Raw genomic sequence first — 22,273 nt, forward strand, 5'->3', positions numbered from 1 at the left:
GCCCCGGCGGAGGACGGAGCGGTCGGTGGCAGACAGCGCGGTGGGCGGGACGCCGGAGAGCGACGAGCGCAGGGGACGCCGCCTGCTGCGCCTGCTCGGCGGCTCCTTGCAGGTGTCCTGGCGCGCGAGCCGGCCCCTGTTCGTCGCGATGCTGGTCCTCCAGGTCCTCGTCGCGGGGGCGCTGGCAGGCCAGGTGCTCGTCGTCTCCGCACTCCTCGACGTGCTGCTCGCGCTCGCCGACGGCACGAGCGGCGTCGCGGCGGTCACCGGACCGGTCCTCGCCCTGGCCGCCCTGACCGGTCTCGCCTCGGTCGCCGGCGGGCTCCAGGCCTCGGCACGCCGGGTGCTCGGCGAGCACGTGGCGCGACTGATGGCCGAGGACGTGCAGGAGGTCGCGACGAGCGTCCCGCTCGAGCACTTCGAGTCGCCTGTCTTCTACGACCGTCTGCAGCGGGTCCGCGTCAACGCGCTCTCGAGGCCCTTCCAGGTCACCCAGGGGATGTTCGACCTCCTCGGGTCGTCGATCGCCACGGTCGGCGTGGGCGCCGCGCTGGTCGCGCTGCACCCCGTGCTGCTCCCGCTGCTCGCGCTCGGCGGCCTGCCCCTGCTGGTCACGGGCCGACGCGAGGGCAGGCTGGAGTTCGCGTTCAAGGTGGCGCAGACGACCAACGAGCGCGAGCGCATCTACACCAACTACGTGCAGAGCAGCCGGGACGAGGCCAAGGAGATCCGCGCCTTCCAGTCGGCCCCGTGGCTGCAGGCGCGCTACCGCGAGCTGTACGGCACGTACCTGGCCGACCTCGCCCGCCACGTGCGGCGCCGGGCGCTGACGAACGGCGCGGGCAACCTCGCCGCGGCCGTCGTGCTCGCGGGCGTGCTGCTGCTGCTGGCCTGGCTCATCACGCGCGGCGAGGTGACGTTCTCCGAGGCGGGGGCCGCCGTGGTCGCGGTCCGGATGCTCCAGGGGCAGATCCAGGGCATCTTCGGCGGCGTCCAGCAGATCTTCGAGTCGGGGCTGTTCCTCGACGACGTGCACGCGTTCCTCACCGACGGGCGGGCCGCGGCGCGCGCGGCCACCGGGAGCGAGGAGCCGCCGGCCGCCTTCCCGGGCGTCTTCGCCCGTGGTGTCTCCTTCACCTACCCGGGCTCGCGGCGACCGGCGCTGCGCGACGTGGACCTCGCGCTGCGCCCCGGCGAGGTCGTGGCCCTGGTGGGCGCCAACGGCTCCGGCAAGACCACCCTCGCCAAGCTCCTCGGCGGCCTGTACGAGCCGACGTCGGGCACCGTCCTGTGGGGCGACCGGCCGCTGTCCGGGATGCGCGGCGCGGCCGTGCGCCCCCAGGTGGCGGTGATCTTCCAGGACTTCGTCCACTACGCGTACACGGCCACGTGGAACATCGCCCTCGGCCGACCCGACGTCCCGGTCGACCACGAGCGGGTACGGCGTGCGGCCCGGGTCGCCGGCGTGGACGCCGCACTCGCCGGCCTGCCCGACGGCTACGAGTCGCGGCTCTCGCGCATGTTCCCCGGCGGCACGGAGCTCTCCGGCGGCCAGTGGCAGCGGGTCGCGATCGCCCGGGCCTTCTACCGGGACGCGGCGCTCGTCATCCTCGACGAGCCGACCGCCGCGATGGACCCGCTCGCGGAGCACGACCTGTTCTCGTCGCTGCGGGCCACGCTCGACGGGCGGACCGCGCTCTTCGTGTCGCACCGCTTCTCCACCGTGCGCTCGGCGGACCGCATCGTCGTGCTCGACGACGGCGTGGTGGTCGAGCAGGGCTCGCACGACGAGCTGATGGCCCTCGACGGCGCCTACGCGGAGATGTTCACGGTCCAGGCCCGGTCCTACCTGAACGCCGCGTCGGCCCCGACCAACGGGCGCGCCGAGGCCTCGCCCACCGACCGGAGGACCTGAGCGCCCAGCCCCGGCGCGAACGGAGGCCCCCACGGGACGTCCGCCACCAGCACGGGGACGGTGCGGGCGACGTCGGCGAGGTGGCGCAGGTGGGCGCTCTGCACGCGCTCGTCCAGCCAGCCGTGCAGCCGCGGGTAGTGCAACAGCTCGAAGAGCGCCGCGGTGCCGGTCCGTCGGCGCACGACGAGCTCCCCGCCGGCACGGTCGGGCTGCGGCACGACGATCGCGCGCAGCGGGCGGCGGTCGCGCGCTCCAGCGCCGAGCTGCAGCACGTGGCGGGCGTCGGCGCTCACGCGGCGCCCGGGCACCCGCGCGGCGAACCGCTCGGCCAGCGTGTCGGCACCCTTGCGCAGCCGCACCTCCGTGGCACCCAGCCGGGCCGCGAAGCCGTCGTCGCCGCGGTCCAGGCGCAGCACGTCGTCGGTGACGAGGGCGGCCCCCTCCGCGCACAGCAAGGTCGCCATCGTCGACTTGCCCATGCCCGAGTAACCGACGAACGCCACCACGCCGTCGTCGTCCTCCACCGCGCTCGCGTGCAGCACCGCCTCGCCGCGCAGGTACAGCTGGAACGCGAGCATCCCGCCGGTGGTGAGCACCCGGCTCAGCCCGGGGTCGACGCCGTCCGCCTCCCGCAGCACGACGTGGCGCAGGTCGGCCGACACCTCGAAGTCGCACGCCTCGTGGAACCGGAGCAGGTAGCCGTCGGCGCCCAGGTCCCAGGCCGTGTACCAGGGGTCCCCGGCCAGCTCGTGGTGCAGGACCGGCCGCCCGTCGGGGGCGGTGCGCTGGTCGGTGCCCGGGCCGGCGGCGACCACGACGTCGGCCCGGGCCGCGCCCTCCTCCGCCCGGTCCTGGTGCAGGTCGAAGGGCGCCTCCACGATCAGGCCGTACAGCAGCTGGCGGTCCATGTCACGCTCCCTGGGTGGGGACCGCGAGCGGCCGGAAGCCCGTGCCGCGGTCCGGGTCGAGGTCCTTGTCGTCGATGCGCAGCCAGGCGTGCGCCCGCACGACGCCACCCGCCTTGGCGACGCCCAGCACGAGCGCGGGACGACGGTGGCGCAGCAGCCGGCCGGCGAGGATCGCCGAGCGCAGGCAGGTACCGTTCACGCCGGGCAGCCGCAGCACCCGCCGCAGGACGCGGAGCCGCCGCCGTTCCGCGTCGTCCAGCACGCCGGGGTCGAGGTCGCCGGACGCAGGCTCGGCGGACGCCAGCAGGGTGAGGTCGTACCGCCGGGCGACGCGCGCCACGTCCCACCGCCGCAGCCGGCGCTCGAGCAGCAGCAGGGCGCCCAGGAGCCGGAGCGCCAGCGGGACGGCGCTCACCCGGCGCCACACCCCGGACGGGGTCACCGGACCGGCTCCGCCCCGACGGACGCCAACCACGCCTGCTGCAGCAGCAGGCTCGTCGGACCGGGCGGGAAGCCGGACAGCCACGCGGCGCGGAGCCCGTCGACGTCGACCAGCGCGGCGTCGACGCCGTCCCCGCCCCACCGGCGGGCGAAGTCGCGCGTCGCGCTGCCCAGGTACGCGCGGTTGAACGACGCCTTGTCGGACCGGGCGCACACGGCGTCCGGCAGCAGCGTGCCGAAGACGGCGCGCATGCCCGCGGTGCGGTCGGGGAAGCCCCACGGGTGAGCCGCGCCGAGCGCCCCGAGGAAGTCGTCGTCCAGCAGCGGGTGGGCGAGCACGACGTCGTGGTCGGCGGCCACCTGACCGAACGTGTCCAGGAAGACCCGGCTCGCGCGCCTCCGGCGCAGCCAGCGCAGGCCGCGTGCGTACGACAGCGGCTCGGCCGCGGCGTCGCGCGCGATCTCGTCGGCGAGCCGAGCCGTCGTCTCGCGCCCGAGCCAGGTGAGCGCCGCCGTGCTGCGCGCCGCGGCGGTGCGCTCGCGCCACCGCCGCGCGGGCAGCAGCGAGTCCAGGGCGGCCCGGCGGGGGGTCCCCGCCCTCCCCCGGCCGCGCGCGACCCTCAGCAGAGCCCGGGAGCGGCGGTCGCCGAGCACCTCGTCGCCGCCCTCCCCCGTCAGCACCACATGCCCTCGCAGCTCGCGCAGCATCGCGTCCTTCACGTGCATGGTGGCGGGGAAGAGCAGCCCCCGGCGCACCAGGCTCTCCCGCGCCGCGTCTCCCAGCAGGTCGTTCTCGCCTCCGACGTCGATCCGCCGCCACGTGGAGAGCCCGAGGTGCCGCACGACCGACTCCTGCCACGCGGACTCGTCCGCCTCCGCGACCCCGGGGTAGCGGAACGTCACGGGCACCGGGTCGGGGTTCCCGTCCTCGCGGGCGACGGCAGTCGCGACGGCGAGCACGGCGGACGAGTCCCGACCGCCCGAGAAGGTGACGGCCACCGGGCGCCCGCCGGAGGCGCGCCGCACGGACGACTTGATCGCCTCCAGCGGCCTCCCGACCTCGCGGGGCGTCGTCGGCACGGGGTCGGGCACCAGCCCGGGCAGCCAGCACGCGGCGACCTCGAAGGCCGTCGGGCGGTAGAAGGACGTCATCGTCGTTCCAGGCTGCTCGGGGGGACGCTGCGGGGAGGGCTCGGAGGACACCGGAGGTGCCGGCCGTTCCGACGTCGGAACGACCGGCACCCTGTCCCTGAGTGGGTTCAGGACGCCTTGCCCTTGTGGAACAGGTCGCCGTCGTAGTCGAAGGCGAACTGCTGCTCGAGCGTGACGTCCTTGACCGAGCCCACCTCGGTGATGCGCGGTGCTTCGTACATCGGAGCACTCCCCTCTCCTCGTTCGTGCAGGACGCGCCCAACGTCGCGCCGCGAGCAACGACCGGTCAAGGACTTCGGGCCGAAGTCACCCCGCACCCGGACGCCTTTCACCCGACGCCGGGTGAAACCTCCGTCCCGCCCCCACCCCGGGCCCTGGATCGGCCTATCCTCGGGGCGGCACGACCGGAGAACCGCGACGAGAGGCACGGCGATGAGGCTGCGCGAGGACGGCGTCACCTGGCAGGAGATCGACGGCGAGCTGGTCATCCTCGACCTCGCGTCGTCCACGTACCTCACGACCAACGGCTCCGGCGCCTTCACGGCGAAGCTGCTGCAGGAGGACCGCACCACCGGCGACCTCGCGGACGCGCTCGCCGTCGAGTACGACATCCCCGCCGACGTCGCGCGGCGCGACGCCGAGGCCTTCGTGGACGCGCTCCGCGACCGCGGCCTGCTCGTCGAGGAGTGAGCGCGGTCAGGCCGTGAGCAGGGCGAGGTCGTGCCGCACCATGCGGTCGACGATCTCCTCGAACGCGAGCGTGCCGCCCCATCCCAGCACCGTCCGGGCCCGGTGGGCGTCCCCCACCTGCTCCGTCGGGTCGGCAGGGCGCACGAACCGCGGGTCGACCGTGACGTGGGGCTCCCAGTCGTCGACGCCGGCCGCGGCGAACGCGGCGGCCACGAAGTCGGCCACGGAACGAGTCGTCCCGGACGCCACGACGAAGTCGTCCGCGACCGGGTGCCGGACCGACCGCACCATCGCGTCGACGTAGTCGGGCGCCCAGCCCCAGTCGCGTCGCGCGTCGAGGTTGCCGAGCGCCAGGGTGCCGGAGCCGCGGTGTGCGATCCGGGCCGCGGCGGCGGTGATCTTGCGGGTCACGAACGTCTCCGGACGGCGCGGCGACTCGTGGTTGTAGAGCACGCACGTCGACACGCCGAGCCCTTGGAGCCGGAACACCGCGGCCATCTGGTGGGCGTACGCCTTGGCGGCGCCGTAGGGCGACGACGGCCGCACCGTCGTGCCCTCGTCCTGCGGCGCGCGGTCGGGCGTGCCGAAGATCTCCGCGCTCGAGGCCTGGAGCACCCGGACGGGCCGCCCCGTGTCCTCCTGGAGGCGCCACGCCGCGTCGTAGAGGGCCACCGCGCCGAGCCCCGACACGGCGCCCGTCTCGACGGGGTGCCGCCACGAGTACGCGACCGAGCTGATCCCGCCCAGGTTGTAGATCTCGTCCGGACCCGTGCGGCGCACGAGCTCCGCGAGCCCCTCGGCGTCGCGCAGGTCGCCCTGGTGGAGACGGACCCCGGCGGGCAGCCCGACGGTGCGCTCGCCGACGCGGACCAGCCCGTGCACCTCGGCCCCCTCGGCGGCGAGCCGCTCGGCGAGGTACGACCCGTCCTGGCCCGCGACACCGGTGACGAGGGCGACCGTCACGGGCGCATCCCGGCCAGCTCCACCTGCTCGTCCAGGTCGTTCTCGACCATCATCGCGACCAGCCGCTCGAAGTCGACGCGCGGCTCCCAGCCCAGCACGTCACGGGCCTTGGACGGGTCCCCGATGAGGAGGTCGACCTCCGCCGGCCGCATGAAGCGCGGGTCCTGCGTGACGTAGCCCGACCAGTCCTCGACGCCCACGCACCCGAAGGCCGCGTCGAGCAGGTCGCGGATGGAGTGGGTCCGGCCGGTCGCGACCACGTAGTCGTCCGCCTGCGGCTGCTGGAGCATCCGCCACATCGCGTCGACGTAGTCGCCGGCGAACCCCCAGTCCCGGCGGGCGTCGAGGTTGCCCAGGGTGAGCGAGTCCTGCAGGCCGAGCTTGATCCGCGCCACCGCCTGCGACACCTTGCGGGTGACGAACTCCGGCCCCCGGCGCGGCGACTCGTGGTTGAACAGGATGCCGCTGGAGGCGTGCAGCCCGTACGACTCGCGGTAGTTGATCGTCATGTAGTGCCCGAACACCTTCGCGACGCCGTAGGGCGACCGGGGCCACAGGAGGGTCGACTCGCGCTGCGGCACCTCCTGCACCTTGCCGAACATCTCCGAGCTCGACGCCTGGTAGAACCGCACGGCGGCGGGGTCGTCGCCCGCGTGCAGCCGCACCGCCTCGAGCATGTTGAGCACGCCCTTGCCGGTCACCTCGCTGGTGAGCGTCGCGTTCTCCCACGAGTAGGCGACGTAGGAGATCGCGCCGAGGTTGTAGACCTCGTCGGGCCGCGCCGCGTCCAGCGCCCGCAGCAGCGACGACAGGTCGGTCAGGTCGCCGGTCACGAGCCGCACGTCCGGCACGGTGCGCCGCACGAGGTCGAGCTTCGGGTTGTTCTGCCCGCGGATCAGACCCCAGACCTCATAGCCCTTCGAGAGCAAGAGCTCGGAGAGGTAGAGACCGTCCTGGCCGGTGATCCCGGTAATCAGTGCTCGAGGCATTTTGCTCACCGTTTCTGTGCGCCGAGTCAGCGCCGTCCCCCGGCGGCACTCCCCTTCTGGGACGCCACCACGCTAATCAGCAAGAGGGGCGTGGAGACCGTCTGCACCGGGTGAACAGGGCGCGTACCTGGGTGAAAGTGCGCCCGCCGCGCCTGCCCGCCCGCTCGAACTTCATCCGCCCGTGCCCTCGACCGGGCCGCACGCGAGCGAGAACCATCGATGGCATGTCACGCCGGGAGCGGGGACGCCGCGACCACGCCGCGCGGGCCGCGGCGCTGGCCGCAGGCTTCGTGCTGCTGTACGGCGCCGGCGTCGTCGCGCCGTGGGGACAGTGGGTCGACGCGGTGGCGTTCAGCGTCCTGACCGGCGCGGGCGCGATGCTGCACCCCGTCGCGGCCGTCGCCCGTGAGGTCCTGGTGCTGGGGCTCGGCGTCGTCGTCGCGGCGCTCGCCGTCCGCGCGGTCCGCGACCGGCGATGGCGGGCCCTGGCAGCCTGCCTGGCGCTCGCCGCCGCGGCGGTCCTCGCCCTCGTGCTGCGCGGCGCCGTCCTGCCGCGCCCCGTGCACGAGGTGGCGCTCGGTTACCCGTACAACACGTTCCCGAGCACGCACGTCGCGGCGACGGCGGCACTCGCCATCGCGCTCGTCGTCCTCTGGCCCGGCCGTGCCAGGGCCGGGCACGTCGTCGTGCGCGAGGTGGCGGTCGCCGCCGTGCTGGTCGCCTGCGTGGTCAACGTGGTCGCCTTCGCCCACCGCCCCGTCGACGTCCTGGGGTCGCTGCTGCTCGTCGGGGCTGCCGCCTCGGCGGCCTCCGCCGCGTTCCCCGGAGCGCTTTCACCCCGGGCCGACGGCAAGTTCACCCAGGTCGCCGCCCTGCGGGCGCAGGACGCGGCATAGCGTCACCGTATGACCACGCGACGCCGCCGCGCGACACGGCTCCTGGCCCCCGCCCTCGTCCTCGCCGCCGGCTCGATCTCCCCGGCCGCGGCCGAGGACGGAGACGCGCCCGCGCGCACGGAGTCCCGGGCGGTGACCTGGACATGCACCGGCGAGCCGTGCCCCTGGGGGCAGACGACCACCGGGAACGCGGCCGTGTGGCCCGAGGGCTCGGGCGCGCTGTCGGAGCGGTACGGCTACACGACGTCGGACGCCATCTACCTGCCCGACGACGCGGCCGAGGACGCCACGATCACCGTCGTCGAGGGTTCGGCGGGCGTGTGGGCCGGCCAGCTCGACGGCCCGCACCGCCACCTCGCCGCGCTGTCGGCCGGCGACGCGTTCACGGTCGGCGACCTCGCCGACGGCGAGGTCGTGTCCCTCCAGAACGACGGCGCGACCTTCGCCTACGCGTTCACGCCCGGGGGCGAGGCCCCGCCCGACCCCGAACCGACGCCCACGCCCACGCCCGAGCCGTCCACCGAGCCGACCCCCCAGCCGAGCCAGGGCGCCGCGTCACGTCCCGTCACCTGGACCTGCACCGGTGACCCGTGCCCCTGGGGTGCGTCGACGACCGGTCACGCCGTCGCGTGGCCCGCGGGCTCCGGGGCGATCACCGCACGGCACGGCTATGTGACGTCCGAGCCCGTCTACCTGCCCGCCGAGGCGGCGAACGGCGACACCATCACGGTCGTCTCCGGGTCGGCCCGGCTCTACGCGGGCACGCCCTCCGGACCCCACCGGAGCATCGGCCAGCTCTCGGCGGGCGACGAGCTCACGGTCGCCGACCTTCCGGCGGGCGAGGTGCTGTCCGTCCAGAACGACGACGGTCCGTTCCGCTACCTCCACGTCCCCGGGGACGCCACCACCCCGGAGCCGACGCCCACCCCGACACCCACGCCGACGCCGACCCCGACACCCACGCCCGGCCAGGACGCGGCATCCCTGCCGGTCACGTGGCGCTGCACCGGCGAGCCCTGCCCGTGGGGAGAGACGACGTCGGGCCACGCGATCGCCTGGCCCGAGACGTCCGGCGCGATCACGACCCGCCACGGGTACACGACGTCGGAGGCCGTCTACCTGCCTGCCGCCGCGGCCAACGGCGACACCGTCGCCGTCGTCACGGGCTCCGCGACGCTGTACGCGGGCACGCCCACGGGACCGCACCGCAGCATCGCGCGCCTGTCCGCCGGCGAGCAGCACACGGTGACCGGCCTGCCGTCCGACCAGGTGCTGTCGGTGCAGAACGACGACTCGTCGTTCACCTACGTGCACACCCCCGGGGACGGCTCGACCCCGGACCCCGAGCCGACCCCCACGCCGACTCCCACGCCCACGCCCACCGTCCCCGCGGACGCCGTCGTGATGGACTCGACGCTCGCGCTCTGGCACTGCGACGCCTACGCGACGTGCGCGGACGACGGCTGGACGCCGTGGGTGGGCGGCGCGCTCGCCTGGCCGGAGTGGGCCGCGTACCCCACCAACGCGCGAGAGGGCTCGAACTCCCGCACCGTGCGCGACCTCGACGGCGAAGTCATCCACCCCTACATGGGGTCGTGGGCCGACGGCTGCCGGATCCAGGTCCTCGAGGGCGACGTGCTGGTGATCGAGTGGAAGCGCGGCACGGACACGTGGCGGCCCACGTACCTGTCCCCCGGCGACGTCTACACGATCGAGCTCGAGGGCGACGAGGACGGCGCCATGATCGAGACGCCGGACACGCCCACCACGTTCAGCGTCGCGCTGACCGACTGCGCCCCGCAGCCGCTGCCCTGACCGCCGCCGTCAGGCGTGCCGACGGGCGTGCCGACGGGTAGGGGTCAGGCGCGGTAGAGCGACTCGTACCGGTCGACGACGCGCTCCAGCGTGAACTCCTGGACGCGCTCGAGCGCCGAGGCCGCGAGCTCCTCCCGCCGCGCGTCGTCGGCCAGGAGCTCGGCGAGCGCCGTGCCGACGTCCTCCAGCGGCACGACGACGGCGGTGCGGCCGCCGTCCGTCACGTATCGCGCCCCGGGGTTGGGGGTCGCGACCACCGGCAGGCCGGACGCCATCGCCTCCACGTACGGGATGCCGAAGCCCTCGTAGTCGCTCGGCAGGCAGAACGCCCACGCCTGCTGGAAGGCGAGCGCCAGCTCGTCGTCGGTCAGCCGCCCCAGGGCTCGGACCCCGGGGCCCACGTCGTCGGGCACGTCCTGGCTGACCATCCAGAGCTCCGCGTCGGGGTGCTTCAGCAGCACCGTCTCCTGGAACTGGCGCGCCAGCTCCGCGCCGCGCTTGCGTCCGCGCCAGTAGCCGACGAACAGGACCACGGGGTGGTCCGCCCGCCGCGCGGCGTCGGGCCGGAACCGGCTGACGTCCGTGCCGCAGGGCACGACGTCGCGCACCCACGGATACCAGCGGCGCGTCTCGGGCGAGATGACGACGGTGTGGTCGGCGACGAGGGACGCGAGCACCTCGGACAGCCCGAGGAGCACCATCCGCGCCTTCTCCTTGGCGCCCCTGATGGTGCGGGCCTCCTCGAAGCACGACCCGGCGAGCGTGCGCACGTGCCGGGGCACGCGGCGGCGCCACAGCCAGTAGTCGTCGCCCCAGGCGTGCAGCACGTCGAAGGACGAGAGGTCCACGCGGCGCAGCGCGAGCGCGAACCGGAACGTGCGCAGCGAGCCCGTCATCCGCAGGTGCCGGTGCGCGTACACGGCCCCGTCGACCGGCGGGCAGTCGCTGAGCACCGTGACGTCGTGACCGCGCCGCGCGAGCTCGGTCGCGAGCTCGTGCACCTGGTAGCCGATGCCCTGCTTGCTGGTGCTGGGCAGGTAGTAGGAGACGATCGCGATGCGCAGGGGCCGCGCGGGTCCCGGCGGCGTGCCCGGGGTCATCGCAGGCCGTCCCGCAGCGCCTCGAGCCAGCCGCGGCCGTGCCGGAGGTCGGGCTCGAGGTGGTTGCCCTCCGCCCACTCGTTCCACGACTTGACCCACAGCAGGCGCTCGTCGGCGGGCCGGTGCGCGATCGACGCCACCGCCTGCCGCACGTTCTCCCCGAACTTCTCCGGCGTCGCACCGTGCAGCACGACGCCCCCGCGGCCGGAGCGCGGCGTGTTGTCCCAGTTGGGGTAGACGCACGGCTGGACCAGGTCGCCGGTGCGGTTCTGCCCGGACCAGTCCGTCGAGTAGGGGAAGACCTCGGGCCCGCCCGCCGCCCGCCGCAGGGCGCGCATCCTCAGCAGCTCCGCCCGCGACGCCCCGGCCGGCATCCGCATGTACACCCCGGCGTCGAACCCGTCCTCCTTGACCCGGTCGTACCGGGGCCCACCGCCGAGCAGGTCGCTCATCTCCGCCACGAGGTAGAGGCCCTCGAGCCCGGCCTTGCGTGCCAGGCCCTGCCACAGGTCGACGAAGTCCGCGGCGTCGGGCAGCTCCTCGGGGCGGAAGACGTAGAAGACGGGCCGCCCGCCCACGCGCAGGTAGCGCGGGTCGCGGAACGCGGGCAGCACGGCCTCGAAGTGGGCGGTGTAGTCCTCGACGCCCGGGTAGTGCTGCTGCACCAGGATGCGGTCGGCCTCGCCGTGCCAGATGCCGCTCCACGTCTGGTTCGCCCACGCCAGGCAGAACGACACCTCGGGCGCGCCGGAGGCCAGCACCTCCGCGAACGGCCGCTCCAGGATGCGGCGCCCGTTGCCGAACCAGTAGTGCCAGTACGCGAACGCTTCCACCCCGTACTGCGCGGCCAGCTCCGACTGCGCGGCCCGCGCCTCCGGCAGCCGGAGGTCGTAGAAGCCGAGGTCGGCGGGCACCAGCGGCTGCCGGTGCCCCGGGTACAGGCGGCGCGCCCGCGCCACGTTGGTCCACTCGGTGAACCCCGGCCCCCACCACGCGTCGTTCTCGGGGATCGGGTGGAACTGCGGCAGGTAGAAGGCGACGGCCCTGGCTTCCAACGTTTCGTCCCTCTCGTTCGACGTCATGCCCGGCTCGCGGAGACGACCTTGAGCAGCGGCACGGCCACGGCGCGCACCCGCGCCGGCACGGACCGGGCCACCGCGTCGGCATCGGCGGGCGTGAGGCCCGACCGGGTGAGCCGTACCGCGCCCACGAACAGCCCGAGGCCCAGCACGGCGGCCACGACCGCCGACGGCACCGGGGGCGCCCCGACCTCGTCGACGCCCCACCACGTCAGGACCGAGATCGCGGCGCCGAGCACGAACGGCTGGACCATGGCCAGCGCCCGCCGGACCGGCAGGTCCAGCGACCGCGCCTCGAGGACCAGCAGGCCGCCGAAGAGCAGCACCGCCGCCGTCGCGTTGCCGAGCACCGCGGCCCAGACCCCGAGCGGCCGGATCAGCGCCACCGTCAGCCCGACGTCGACCACCAGGCAGGCGAGGTTCGCCCACAGCAGCCAGGTGCCCTTGAGCCGTGCCATGAGGAACGCCTTGAGCGGTCCGGCCATCACCAGCAGGCCGCCGGCCACGCTCAGGACGACGAGCACCGGGGGCACGGCGGAGAACTCGGCACCGTAGATCGTCGGGACGAGCAGCGCGAACGCTGGGGTCGCCGCCGCCACCACGCCCGCCGTCGCGGTCGAGGATGCGCGCAGCGCGCGGCCCAGCGCGCGCGCCACCGCCTCGTGGTCCACCTCGCGCAGCCCCGAGATCGCCGGCACGAGCGGCCCCAGCAGCGACTGCGCCGGGGCGAACAGGTGGACGCCGAGCCCGATCGCGAGGGCGAACACTCCGGCGGCCTCCGGCTCCGACATCCAGGTCAGCACCAGCACTTCGCTGCGCGACGAGACGAACGCCTCGACCAGGCCGGCCGCGCCGGCCGGCAGCGCGAACGCCCAGAAGCCCGGCGGAAACCGGCGCAGACGCGGGCGCAGCAGGACCCTGCGGTACAGGGGCGCCACGAAGTACAGGTAGGCCACCGCGCCCAGGCCGGCCGCGACGAGGCGCACCGCCCAGATGGCGTCGGCCGTGCCCACCGTCGTGGCCGCGACCACCACCAGGACCTGCGCGACGAGGTTGACGACCATCGCCGCCTGCGCGTTCTGCGCCGTCTTGTTCTCGATGGCGAGCGCGTCGCCCGCCCCGGAGAACGTCAGGGGCACCAGCACGCCGAAGACGAGGGCGATCACCGTGAGCACAGGATCGGCGTCGATGAGCAGCAGCACCGCCGTGCCCACCACGGGCACGCCCACGAGCATCTTGTAGCCCTGCGCCGCCTGGAGCATGTGCCGCACCTCGGCGAACCGGCCGGCGGCGTGCGCCTTCGACCCGAACTGGACGAGGCCGGTCCCGACGCCCAGGTCGATGGTCGTGAGGACGAGCGCGAGCACGGTCGAGAGGTACGCGAGGCGCCCGTAGTCGACGACACCGAGGACTCGCGCGACGACGATGTTGACGGCGAACGCCAGCGGCAGCATCACGGCGACGTGCACCAACGTCCACAGGGCGCCCCGGATCGCCCGATCCTGGAGCTCGCCGCGCGTCATGGCCTCGCCGCGCGCGTCCGCGCTCGGTACCGGCGCCGGTGGGGCGGACCTCTCGTCCGTGCTCATCGCACGCACCGGGCCGCCGCCGGACGGTCGGCGCGGACGAGGACGACGTGTGCTGTCACACCGGCCATCGTTTCCGACGACCGCCGGCATTCCGAGGGCCGGAGCGGTTTTTCAGCCGGGCGCGGGCACGTTTCACCCCCGGGAGGATGCCGCCCCCGACCTAGGCTCGACGGCATGGCCATCGGAGTCCCGGCCGGGAGCCACCTGCACGTGATCACGCCCGGCGACCACTTCTCCCCCTCGACCGGGAGCGCCCTGCCCTCGGTCGTGCACGGCCTCGCGTCCGCGACCCCGCCCGGAGCCCCGCGGTCGGTCGTCGCCGTCGCGCGCGGCACCTACCCCGACCGCTACCCGAGCGCCGACGTCGTCGAGTACGACCCCGTGCCGCAGCAGCGCGCCGACCGCTACCGCGACGCCGCGGCGGCGCGCCTTGGCCTGCCCCGGACCGGCGCCCGGCGGCCGCTCGCCGCCGCGCTCGCGGACCAGGCGCGGTGGCCCGCCTCCGTGGTCCTCGGCCACAACCTCCCCCAGCTCGTCCCGCTCGTGGACGTCGACCGGCACGCTGCCGTGCTCTACGCGCACAACGAGCTGCTGCGCACGTACTCCCCGCGGGAGGCGGCCCGGGTGCTCGACCCCGCGGGCGCCGTCGTCTGCGTCAGCGGCTACGTCGCCGAGCGGACCGCGGACCGCCTGCCGCCGCGCCTGCGTGACCGCGTTCGAGTGGTGCACAACGGGGTCGACACCGCGCTCTTCCGTCCCGGTGACGCCGAACGGGTCGCCGGGGAGCGGCTGCGGGTCGTGTTCGTCGGGCGCACCGTGCCCGACAAGGGGCCGGACGTCCTCGTGGACGCCCTGCTCCGGCTCCGCCGGCCGGACGTGGTCGCCACCGTCGTCGGCACGCCGCACTTCGCCCCCGGCGCGCCCCTCACCCGGTACGAGCGCGAGCTGCGGGCCGCCGCCCGGCCGCTCGGCGACGCCGTGCGCTGGCTCCCGTTCCGGCCCCGAGACGAGGTGGCCGCCCTGATGCGCGCCGCCGACGTCGTGGTGGTGCCCTCCCGGTGGGCCGAGCCGTTCGCCCTCACCGTGCTGGAAGGGATGGCGTCCGGCGCCGCCGTCGTCGCCGCACGGACCGGAGGCATCCCCGAGGCGGCCGGCGACGCCGGGGTGCTGGTGCCGCCCGGGTCCCCCGACGCCCTGGCCGCGGCCCTGGAGGGGCTCGCCGACGACAGCGTGTTCCTGGCCACGACCCGTGAACGCGGCCTGCGACACGCGCGGGCGCACGACTGGCGTGCGGCGCGGCGGACCCTCGACGTCGTCCTCAGCGACCTCGGCCTGACGTCCGTCAGGCCGGCGGGGATGCCCGCGACCTGAGAGCCGGCGTCAGCCCGGTCCGATCACCAGCAGCCAGTCGCCCGCGCCGTCGGCGTTCCGCCCCGGGGTGCGCATCCGCTCGGTCAGCGCCACAGGAGTCGCCGCCCCGGACGACGGGTCCACCCAGCGCGCCCTCCCCGCGGAGGCGAGCACCGCCAGGTCGAGCCCGAGCACACGCTCCGTCGGGACGTAGACGACGGCGGCGCGACCGTCTGCCGTGGCCGCCGCCGTCGCGCGGTCGCCGTCGAGGACGTCCGTCGTGTCGCCGGTCCGCGCCGCCCCCGCGCCGGAGATGACGAGGTCGTCGGAGGGGTGCAGCTCCCACCAGGGGAGCGCCTCGACCACGTCCCGCACCACGCCGACCTGTCGGAGGCCCGGCGCGTCGAGGCGGCCCTGCCAACCGTCGAGGAACTCCCAGTCGTCGCTGCCGTAGAAGTCCCCCGGCGAACCCGACGTCAGGGCCCACGCGGCCTGACGCCGCAGCGACTCGGGGCTCGTCGGCGGCCCGCCGTCGTTGTTCTCGCCCTCGTAGCCGCCCTCGGCGAAGAGCGCGGGGACGGCGGGCTCGCGGTCGTAGGCCTGCCGGACGGCGTCGTAGGCGGGCGGGTAGGAGTAGACGAAGGTGAAGTCCACCCGGGAGGCCCAGTACGGGTCGTCGGTGGAGACGGAGCGCGGGTAGCCCAGCTGGATCGAGAACGGCCGGTGGTCTCCCGTGTCGCGGATGCCCTGGACCACCTGGTCGAAGCACCGGTCGACGTCGCTGCCGGCCGCCGGGTCGTCCGCCGCGGGGAAGTAGTCCCCGCCCGTCATCCAGACGACGCCGGGCAGGTCGGCTGCCCACGTGCCCACCCGCTCGCCGTAGGTACGGCACTCCTGCTGCGAGGACGGCAAGAACGCGCGACCCACCGTCCAGCCGTCCACCGGGTAGAGGAACACCGACATGCCGCGCTCCGCCGCGGCGGCGAGGGTCGCGTGGGCCCGGTCCCAGTACTCCGGCACCCAGGACAGGACGTCACCGTCCACGAACGGGAGCAGACCGTCCGCGGTCGCGCCGTCGTCGGACGGCCCGCCGTTGGCCGTCGCGCCCAGCAGCGAGACGATCAGGGCGTTGACCCCACGTCCCTGCCGGTCGTCCAGGTAGGTCAGCGCCTCCTCGGGCGACAGGTCGACCAGCAGCGACCAGGGCGAGTCGCCGCGCACCAGGACCGGCGCGCCGTCCTGGTCGACGAAGTACCGCCCGTCCGGACCCACGCCCGCGACGAGGTGTGCCCCGTCCGGCGTCTCGGGCGCGGGCGGCGGCGTCGCGGGCAGCTCCGCGGCGACCGGCCCGGCCGTGCCACCGATCCGGCTCGCCTGCCCCTGGTGCTCCCGGTCCCACCACCACGCGGCGCCGGCGACCGCGAGCGCGACGACGGCCGTCGTCGCCACGACGGCGACGACCCGGCGTCTCCGCCCGTGCGACCTCTCCCGCACCACGACGCCGCCCGATCAGCCCGCGAACCCGGCAGCGGTCGCGACGTCGCGGGCCATCCCCCGCCACCTCGGCAGCACCCAGCCCGGCACGATCTGCGACCAGCACCGCGCCTTCTCCCGGAGCGGGAGGCGCGTCGTCGCGACGGCCCGGTACAGCTCGAGGTTGAGCCGCGTCTGCGGGAAGGCGAAGCGGACCCGCGCGGACGGCGCGTGCCACTTCACCTGCTCCTGGCCCTGCAGCGAGAGCTGCTCGGGCACCCGCCGCTGCAGGAACGCCCGGTCGTCGACGACGACGGCCAGCCCCTGGCAGAGCAGCTCGGTCAGCAGCACGATGTCGTCGCCCACCATCGGGCGCAGAGGGCGCGCACGGGCGAGCGCCGAGCGCCGGATCACGCCGTACATGACGTGCGACGCCTGCGACCGGAACAACCGGCGCAGCCGCTCGTGCGCGGCGTCGGCGTCCAACCCGAGGTCCGCGTCCCCGAGGCCGTCGGTGACCGTGCCGTCACCGTCGACCAGCCGGGCCCGCGTCATCGCCAGCACGGCGTCGGGGCGCTCGTCGAGGGCCCGCACGCACGAGGAGGCGAACGTGGGGAGCCAGAGATCGTCCACGGCCGCCCAGCTGAACAGGGGGGCCGCGGACCGTTCGAGGACGCGCCGGTAGTTCCACGTCCCACCGTGGTTCGTCTCGGCGCGGAGGTACCGCACGCGGGGGTCGGCCGCGGCGACGGCCCGGCAGATCTCCTGGGTGCCGTCGGTCGAGCCGTTGTCGGAGACGACGACCTCGAGGTCCTCCAGGTCCTGCGCGAGCAGGGCCTGGAGGGCTCCCTCGAGGAACCGCTCGCCGTTGTACACCGGCAGCCCGAAGGACAGCACCGGGGCCGGCGCGCCCCGCGTCACGGTGTCCCCCGGCCGAGCGACAGCACGCTCTTGGTCACGGTGTACGCCTCGGCGTAGCGGCTGCGGCACTCCATCCCGCGCAGGCGCAGGAGCCCGAGGAACACCTCGTGGTCCCACCAGTCGTGAGCCTTCTGGGAGGCGTAGCAGGCGTCGAGCAGCTCGACCTTGCGCTGCGCCAGCGCGTCGGGGACCGGCACGTAGGTCGACGGGCGACCCATGTCGCCGTCCCACTTGGGGATCTCGTAGTGCAGCACGAGGGCGTCGCGCCAGACCGTCGGAGCCATCGTCCCCACCAGCCGGTGGTCCTGGTGCGCGTCGTCGGGCCGCGGCGCCAGCACCAGGTCCGGTGCCGGGACCCGCTCGGCGTGCTCGTGCAGCGCGGCCCGCGCCTCACCCCACCGATCCGGCAGGCGCCCGTCCGGCAGCCCGCCGAACACGCTCGTCGCGCCGGGGAGGAACGCCTCGGCGGCGGTGCGCGCCTCGTCCTGGCGGGACGGGTCGCCGGTGAGCGTGAGGTACGCCGCCTCGACACCACCCCGCGCCGCGAGCGCCAGGAGCGTGCCGCCGCAGGCGATCTCGACGTCGTCCGGGTGCGCGGCGAGGCACACCACCCGCAGCGGGCCGTCGGGCAGCGCGAGGCCGATCATCGGGCGGCCCCCGACCACTCGTGCGGGCTGCCGGCGGCGGCTCCGGGAAGCGTCAAGGCGAGGACGTCGCGGAGCCGCTCCTCCTGGGCCGCCAGCCGCCGGGCAGCGTCCGCGAGCACCGGCCTCGTGTCCGGCGCGGGCTCCCGCAGCAGGGCGAGCACCTGGTCGGCCACCTCGTCCGGGTCGAAGCCGTCGACCGTGTGCACCTGGTCCCCCTGGCCGAACTGCTCGAGCAGCCGTCCCTGCTTCGCGCCGTAGCCGAGCGACACGGCCGGGACCCCCAGCCGCAGCGCCGTCACGAGGTGGTGGTACCGGGCCGCCGCGACGACCCGTGACCCGGCCGTCTCCCGCGCCACGTCCGCCAGCGACCCCGCCTCCACGGCCTCGACGTTGCCGGGGCCGGCCGACGCCGCACGGGCGGCGACCTCGCGGGCGGTCGGCGCGTCCGGCAGCGCGCCACCGAGCACGACGACGTCGGCGCCGGACGCCGCCACCCGCTGGACGACCCGCACCATCCGCGCGACGTAGGCGGCGCGGTCCGCCTCCCCCTCCGCCGTCCCGAGGCCCCGGTAGTCGATGACTCCCACGACGACGCGCGGACGCTCACGGCGGGGGGCGCCGTGGGCCGGGAGCCCGAGGACGAGATCGGGCACCACGTCGAGGGGGCGTCGCACCCCCAGCCGGCGTGCGGCGCGCGCCGACCCGTCGTCGCGCACCGTCACGAGGGTCGCGGCGGAGAGCGTCCAGCGGAACAGTCGCGCCGTCACGGGGTGGAAGGCGGCGTCGACCCCGACCGACAGGGCGAGGAACGGCCGTCGTCGGAGGCGGGCGGCGAGCGCGTACCAGAAGAGGGTGAGCGGGATCCCCCCGGGGGCGATCGCCAGCCCCTCGAAGATCCCGGTGCCGGGCACGACCACGGCGTCCAGGTCGCCGACCGTTCGCCACGCGCGGCGCGCGTCGGCCAGCTTGCCGAGCAGGCCGCCCGCTCCCCCGCGACGGACACCGGGATGGTGCAACGGCACGGCCGCCACGCCGTGCTCCGCCGTCACCGCCTCGCAGCGGTCGGCGACCACCACCGGGACCAGCCGGTCGTCGGCACGGAGCACGCCCAGCATCGCGGCGAGCGACGCCTCGTTCCCGAAGTTGTGGACCCCGAACTCGCCGAGCAGCCCGACGTGCACCTTCACCTCACGCACCGGGAGCTCAGGCACCGGGACCTCACGCGCCGGCACGAGCCGGACCCACGACCTCGCCGACCTCGACCTCGGGCACGCGTCGCGGCGCGGGGCGCGCGCCGCGGTCCCACACCGCCCAAGGCCGGTCGCCCACGCGGTTCATCTCCTCCAGCGCGGAGCGCTCCTTGAGCGTGTCCATCGGCGCCCAGAACCCGGTGTGCGGGTGCACGCGGAAGCGGCCGGCGCGAGCGGCGCGCACGCAGGCGTCCATGACGAGGTCCTCGCCCTCGCCGAGGTAGTCGAAGATGCCCTGCCGCAGCACGAAGTAGCCGCCGTTGATGCACATGCTCATGTCGGCCACGGGCTCCAGGTCGCGCATCGTGCCGTCCGGGTCGTAGCGCACCACGTGGAACGAGTCCTGCGGGGCCACCGCCATGAGCGACCCGACGGCGTCCGTGGCGAGGAAGTCGTCGACGATCCGGTCCATCGGCGCGTCCGTGAGCACGTCGCCGTAGTTGGCGAGGAAGACCTCGTCGTCGTCGAGGAACCGGCGCACGCGCCGCAGCCTCTCGCCGATCGCCGTGTCGATCCCCGTGTCGACGAACGTGATGCGCCACTCGCTGATGTCGCTGCTGAGCAGCTCGACGTGCTCGCCGCCCTTGGTGAGCACGAAGTCGTTGGAGTGCGTCTCCGAGTAGTGGAGGAAGTAGTCCTTCACGGCGTTCGCGCCGTGCCCCAGCGCGAGCACGAACTCCGTGTGCCCGTAGTGCGCGTAGTACTTCATGATGTGCCACAGGACGGGTCGCGACCCGATCGGCATCATCGGCTTGGGCAGCGAGTCGGGGCCGGACCGCATCCGCATCCCCAGCCCGCCGCAGAACAGCACGACCTTCATGACGTCCCTCCCAGGGCCTGCCCGTCGTCGGGCGTCTGACGGACACGGCGCGGCGCGGCCCGCTCCCGCAGCGCGGGGGCGACGGGCCGGCCGACGAGGAAACCCTCGGTGCCGCCCGCGTCCAGGGCGGCGGCGTAGACGGGCAGCGCCCCGGCGACGGCCTCGACCGTCCGGTCCACGTCCGCGTCGGTGTGCGCGGCGGAGATCACGAACGACTGCGCCAGCACGCCCCGGCGCAGCAGCTCGGCGAGGAACAGGGTGCGGTACGCCTGCGAGGGCGCGCCGGCGTGGTCGCGGGTGCCGAAGACCAGGCACGCCGGGTGCCCGGACACCGTCACCCAGCCGGTCAGCCCGGCGGCGTCGACCGCCTGCTGCACGCCGGCACGCAGCCGCTCGCCCTGGGTGGCCATCGCGCCGGGCACGTCGCTCGCGGCGTACTCGCGGTGCACCGCCAGCCACGCCGCGAGACCCGCCGTCTCCGCGCCGTGGGTGGTGGAGAGCAGGAAGACGCGGCGCGCGTCCGTCGCCAGCCCCCCGAGCTCCATGAGCTCCCGCCGGCCCGCGAGCGCCGAGACGGCGAACCCGTTGCCGAGCGCCTTGCCCCACGTCGACAGGTCCGGCACGACGCCGTACACGGTCTGCGCGCCGCCGGCGGACCACCGCATCCCGGTGATGATCTCGTCGAACACGAGCACCGTCCCGGTGCGGTCGCACAGGGCGCGCAGCCCCTCCAGGTAGCCGGGCGGGGGGCTCGCGTGCGCGGTCGCGGCCTCGAGGACGACGGCGGCGACCCGGCCCTCGTGCGCGGCGAGCAGGGCCTCCACGGCGGCCAGGTCGCCGTACGGGAAGCGGACCGTGAGGTCACTGATCGCCCGCGGGATCCCGGCGTCCATCGGGGTCGTGCCGATGAACCAGTCGTCGGTGGAGAAGAACGGGTGGTCCGCGCAGACGGCGACCAGGTCGCGGCCCGTGGCGGCGCGCGCCAGCCGGACGGCCGCGGTCGTGACGTCGGAACCGTTCTTCGCGAACTTCACCATGTCGGCGCCCGGCACCTGCGCGCAGAACGCCTCGGCGGCCTCCAGCTCCCACCGGCTGGGCCGGGAGAAGCTCACGCCGTCGGCGATCGCCGCCGTCACGGCGTCCACCACGGGCCGGAAGCCGTGGCCGAGCGTGACGCTGCGCAGCCCCATCCCGTACTCGACGTACTCGTTGCCGTCCACGTCCCACACGTGCGCGCCCGCGCCCCGCGCCAGCACCGGGGCCATGCCCTCCGGGTACTGGTCCGCCCCGCGGGCGTAGGTGTGCGCGCCGCCCGGCACGAGACGGTGCAGCCGGGCCTGCGCGGCCGTGGACCGCTCGAAGGAGCGAACGGGCTCCCCGGGCTGCGTCGGGTCGGGCTGCATCTGGTCGGGCTGCGAAGCGTGCTGCGCCAGCTGTGTCATGGTGCCCCCGGGTGTCGGGAGGTGGGTCGTAAGCCTGGTGGGGCCGGCAGGGGGCCGGCCCCGCCGCCAGTCTGCGGCGCGTCCCGGCGGCGTTGAAGGCCCCGCGGGCCTTTTCATCCGGCGCCCCGGCCGACTTCACCCGACCGGGTCGCGCCCGCTTTCGTAGCGTGTGGACATGCAGGTGCTGCCCACCACCCTCGACGGGGTGCTGATCCTCGCCCCCACCCCGCACCGCGACGAGCGCGGGCTGTTCACGCGCACGTTCGACACCGCCACCGCCGAGCGCGCCGGCCTCGACCCGGCGGCGTTCGTGCAGGACAGCCAGTCCCGCTCGCGGCGCGGCGTCGTGCGCGGGCTGCACGGTCGCGTGGGGGGCGGCGAGGCCAAGCTGGTGCGCGTCGCCCACGGCGCCGTGCACGACGTCGTCGTCGACGCCCGGCCCGGCTCGCCGACGTTCGGCCGGTGGGAGGCGTTCCGGCTCGACGACGTCGACTTCCACGTCCTGTACGTGCCGCGCGGCTGCCTGCACGGCCACCAGACGCTCACCGACACCGCGGACGTCTGCTACCGCATCGACGCCGAGCACGACCCGGCCGAGGACGTCGCCGTGCACCACCTCGACCCCGACCTCGGGGTCCGGTGGCCGCTGCCCGTCTCGCTCGTCAGCGACCGCGACGCCGCCGCCGGGTCGTGGGTGGCGCTCGTCCAGCAGCTCGGCGGCGCGACGTCGGGGCCCGGCGCAGACGTGCTGTAGGCCGACGCGGGCACGTGCGGCACGCCCCTCCCCGGGGACGCACCGCGGCGTGGCGCCGCGGCGAACCTGCCCCTTCCCC

The 22,273-nt window shown here is 75.1% G+C and carries 21 protein-coding genes; 6 read left to right on the forward strand and 15 right to left on the reverse strand.

Going from position 1 to position 22,273, the window contains the following annotated elements; translation table 11 throughout:
- Positions 1 to 25: 25 nt before the first annotated feature.
- Positions 26 to 1,915: an ABC transporter ATP-binding protein gene (locus tag ACFQ80_RS02235; RefSeq protein WP_430562396.1), complete on the forward strand. Its 1,890-nt coding sequence runs from the start codon at positions 26 to 28 to the stop codon at positions 1,913 to 1,915.
- Here ACFQ80_RS02235 and ACFQ80_RS02240 read toward each other — a convergent pair.
- From ACFQ80_RS02240 to ACFQ80_RS02255, 4 genes are all read right to left on the reverse strand, one after another.
- Positions 1,846 to 2,823: a hypothetical protein gene (locus ACFQ80_RS02240; RefSeq protein ID WP_430562397.1), complete on the reverse strand. Its 978-nt coding sequence runs from the start codon at positions 2,821 to 2,823 to the stop codon at positions 1,846 to 1,848. The two genes, ACFQ80_RS02235 and ACFQ80_RS02240, sit on opposite strands and share 70 nt — an antisense overlap.
- 1 nt (position 2,824) lies before the next feature.
- Complete coding sequence (locus tag ACFQ80_RS02245; protein WP_430562398.1) at positions 2,825 to 3,265, reverse strand: lasso peptide biosynthesis B2 protein; 441 nt, start codon at positions 3,263 to 3,265, stop codon at positions 2,825 to 2,827.
- Positions 3,262 to 4,416: an asparagine synthase-related protein gene (locus tag ACFQ80_RS02250; RefSeq protein WP_430562399.1), complete on the reverse strand. Its 1,155-nt coding sequence runs from the start codon at positions 4,414 to 4,416 to the stop codon at positions 3,262 to 3,264. The genes ACFQ80_RS02245 and ACFQ80_RS02250 overlap by 4 nt, the downstream gene beginning before the upstream one ends.
- 107 nt (positions 4,417 to 4,523) lie before the next feature.
- Positions 4,524 to 4,637 carry a lasso RiPP family leader peptide-containing protein gene (locus tag ACFQ80_RS02255; protein ID WP_176168750.1) on the reverse strand — a complete coding sequence of 38 codons (114 nt, stop codon included), beginning with the start codon at positions 4,635 to 4,637 and terminating at the stop codon, positions 4,524 to 4,526.
- A 211-nt stretch (positions 4,638 to 4,848) separates the two neighbouring features.
- Here ACFQ80_RS02255 and ACFQ80_RS02260 point away from each other — a divergent pair, with 211 nt between their 5' ends.
- Positions 4,849 to 5,106, forward strand: coding sequence for a PqqD family protein (locus ACFQ80_RS02260; protein ID WP_429764490.1), 258 nt, complete (start codon positions 4,849 to 4,851; stop codon positions 5,104 to 5,106).
- A 6-nt stretch (positions 5,107 to 5,112) separates the two neighbouring features.
- On the opposite strand, the gene ACFQ80_RS02265 is transcribed toward ACFQ80_RS02260, so the two are convergent.
- Positions 5,113 to 6,069 carry a GDP-mannose 4,6-dehydratase gene (locus ACFQ80_RS02265; protein WP_430562400.1) on the reverse strand — a complete coding sequence of 319 codons (957 nt, stop codon included), beginning with the start codon at positions 6,067 to 6,069 and terminating at the stop codon, positions 5,113 to 5,115.
- Positions 6,066 to 7,058: a GDP-mannose 4,6-dehydratase gene (locus ACFQ80_RS02270; protein ID WP_430562401.1), complete on the reverse strand. Its 993-nt coding sequence runs from the start codon at positions 7,056 to 7,058 to the stop codon at positions 6,066 to 6,068. The genes ACFQ80_RS02265 and ACFQ80_RS02270 overlap by 4 nt, the downstream gene beginning before the upstream one ends.
- 224 nt (positions 7,059 to 7,282) lie before the next feature.
- On the opposite strand from ACFQ80_RS02270, the gene ACFQ80_RS02275 reads away from it, so the two are divergent.
- Together ACFQ80_RS02275 and ACFQ80_RS02280 are read left to right on the forward strand one after the other, a co-directional pair.
- Positions 7,283 to 7,954, forward strand: a complete 672-nt coding sequence (locus ACFQ80_RS02275) for a hypothetical protein (RefSeq protein WP_430562402.1) — start codon at positions 7,283 to 7,285, stop codon at positions 7,952 to 7,954.
- A 9-nt stretch (positions 7,955 to 7,963) separates the two neighbouring features.
- Positions 7,964 to 9,769 carry a hypothetical protein gene (locus tag ACFQ80_RS02280; protein WP_430562403.1) on the forward strand — a complete coding sequence of 602 codons (1,806 nt, stop codon included), beginning with the start codon at positions 7,964 to 7,966 and terminating at the stop codon, positions 9,767 to 9,769.
- A gap of 44 nt (positions 9,770 to 9,813) precedes the next feature.
- Here ACFQ80_RS02280 and ACFQ80_RS02285 read toward each other — a convergent pair whose 3' ends face one another.
- From ACFQ80_RS02285 to ACFQ80_RS02295, 3 genes are read right to left on the reverse strand one after another with little or no spacing between them, the layout of a single operon-like run.
- A complete protein-coding gene (locus ACFQ80_RS02285) occupies positions 9,814 to 10,869 on the reverse strand; it encodes a glycosyltransferase family 4 protein (protein WP_430562404.1) in 1,056 nt (351 codons plus the stop codon).
- Complete coding sequence (locus ACFQ80_RS02290) at positions 10,866 to 11,924, reverse strand: glycoside hydrolase family 99-like domain-containing protein (RefSeq protein ID WP_430562405.1); 1,059 nt, start codon at positions 11,922 to 11,924, stop codon at positions 10,866 to 10,868. Before ACFQ80_RS02290 ends, ACFQ80_RS02285 begins: the two co-directional genes overlap by 4 nt.
- 23 nt (positions 11,925 to 11,947) lie before the next feature.
- Positions 11,948 to 13,537: a lipopolysaccharide biosynthesis protein gene (locus ACFQ80_RS02295; RefSeq protein WP_430562406.1), complete on the reverse strand. Its 1,590-nt coding sequence runs from the start codon at positions 13,535 to 13,537 to the stop codon at positions 11,948 to 11,950.
- Positions 13,538 to 13,711: 174 nt separating this feature from the next.
- Here ACFQ80_RS02295 and ACFQ80_RS02300 point away from each other — a divergent pair, with 174 nt between their 5' ends.
- A complete protein-coding gene (locus ACFQ80_RS02300; protein WP_430562407.1) occupies positions 13,712 to 14,908 on the forward strand; it encodes a glycosyltransferase family 4 protein in 1,197 nt (398 codons plus the stop codon).
- Between the two features lie 9 nt (positions 14,909 to 14,917).
- On the opposite strand, the gene ACFQ80_RS02305 is transcribed toward ACFQ80_RS02300, so the two are convergent.
- The 6 genes from ACFQ80_RS02305 to ACFQ80_RS02330 are packed head-to-tail and all read right to left on the reverse strand — an operon-like array spanning position 14,918 to position 21,440.
- Complete coding sequence (locus ACFQ80_RS02305) at positions 14,918 to 16,336, reverse strand: DUF4038 domain-containing protein (protein WP_430562408.1); 1,419 nt, start codon at positions 16,334 to 16,336, stop codon at positions 14,918 to 14,920.
- A gap of 60 nt (positions 16,337 to 16,396) precedes the next feature.
- The gene (locus ACFQ80_RS02310; protein ID WP_430562409.1) at positions 16,397 to 17,281 is read right to left on the reverse strand and encodes a glycosyltransferase family 2 protein; all 885 of its coding nucleotides are present in this window, start codon (positions 17,279 to 17,281) and stop codon (positions 16,397 to 16,399) included.
- Positions 17,278 to 17,928 (reverse strand): PIG-L deacetylase family protein, encoded by a 651-nt coding sequence (locus ACFQ80_RS02315; RefSeq protein ID WP_430562410.1) that lies wholly within the window; start codon positions 17,926 to 17,928, stop codon positions 17,278 to 17,280. The genes ACFQ80_RS02310 and ACFQ80_RS02315 overlap by 4 nt, the downstream gene beginning before the upstream one ends.
- Entirely contained in the window at positions 17,925 to 19,139 is a 1,215-nt protein-coding gene (locus ACFQ80_RS02320; RefSeq protein ID WP_430562411.1) for a polysaccharide pyruvyl transferase family protein, read from the reverse strand. Before ACFQ80_RS02320 ends, ACFQ80_RS02315 begins: the two co-directional genes overlap by 4 nt.
- A 7-nt stretch (positions 19,140 to 19,146) precedes the next feature.
- On the reverse strand, positions 19,147 to 19,998 hold the full coding sequence (locus tag ACFQ80_RS02325) for a sugar phosphate nucleotidyltransferase (protein WP_430547287.1): 852 nt from the start codon (positions 19,996 to 19,998) through the stop codon (positions 19,147 to 19,149).
- Positions 19,995 to 21,440: a glutamate-1-semialdehyde 2,1-aminomutase gene (locus ACFQ80_RS02330; RefSeq protein WP_430562412.1), complete on the reverse strand. Its 1,446-nt coding sequence runs from the start codon at positions 21,438 to 21,440 to the stop codon at positions 19,995 to 19,997. The genes ACFQ80_RS02325 and ACFQ80_RS02330 overlap by 4 nt, the downstream gene beginning before the upstream one ends.
- Before the next feature lie 175 nt (positions 21,441 to 21,615).
- Here ACFQ80_RS02330 and ACFQ80_RS02335 point away from each other — a divergent pair, with 175 nt between their 5' ends.
- Positions 21,616 to 22,194, forward strand: a complete 579-nt coding sequence (locus tag ACFQ80_RS02335) for a dTDP-4-dehydrorhamnose 3,5-epimerase family protein (RefSeq protein WP_430548792.1) — start codon at positions 21,616 to 21,618, stop codon at positions 22,192 to 22,194.
- Positions 22,195 to 22,273 lie beyond the last annotated feature (79 nt).

Origin of the sequence: Isoptericola sp. NPDC056578 (assembly GCF_042793275.1) — a bacterium.
GTDB lineage: Bacteria > Actinomycetota > Actinomycetes > Actinomycetales > Cellulomonadaceae > Isoptericola.